Origin of the sequence: Shewanella sp. ECSMB14102 (assembly GCF_000813075.1) — a bacterium.
In the GTDB taxonomy this organism is placed as follows: Bacteria; Pseudomonadota; Gammaproteobacteria; order Enterobacterales; family Shewanellaceae; genus Shewanella; species Shewanella indica.
The window spans coordinates 1-569 of sequence record NZ_JWGX01000136.1 but is presented as its reverse complement, the minus strand read 5'-3'; the positions used below and the strand labels follow the sequence as shown (position 1 = coordinate 569).

The following is a 569-nucleotide window of genomic DNA, read 5'->3' as shown; positions in this document are numbered from 1 at the left end:
CTGTTGGATGGTAGTTATGGTAGTCAAGCATTTCAGGTAGGTGCGAATGCCAATGAGACTATTTCAGTGAGCTTACGTAATGTGTCAGCAGATGCTATCGGTTCAAGTAAGATAGCGCCTGCAGTAGGTACAACGGCAGGTGTTGTTGATGATGGGACAGCCGTGTATGCAGATACAAAAATCACTCTAACCAATAATAATTCAGGTAATACAACCGATATTGATATTGTAGCAGCGGATGATGCTTCGACGATTGCGAAGAAGTTTAATGATGTAAGCGCAACTACAGGAGTAAAAGCGCAAGCGTATAACACAATTGAGTTAAGTGATTTAGATTATACCACTGGAGGCGCAGGTCTAAATGCGACAATTGGTGGTGCTGTTGTTACTGGTGCGGCTGATGATGCCGATTTAGTTGACCAAATAAATACCAACGGAGCAGACAAGGGCATATCTGCGGCGATTGTTGACGGTAAAGTTCAAGTTACTCAAGCAGAAGGTAAAGATATTGCCATTGTGTCAGGCAATAATGGCTTTGATGTTGCGGCGGTCATTGATGGTACAGCGGG

Annotated in this window: 1 protein-coding gene; it reads left to right on the top strand. The window is 43.8% G+C overall.

From position 1 onward, the window contains the following. On the top strand, positions 1 to 569 hold a 569-nt coding region (locus tag RC73_RS19680), incomplete at both ends, for a flagellin hook IN motif-containing protein (RefSeq protein ID WP_327269312.1).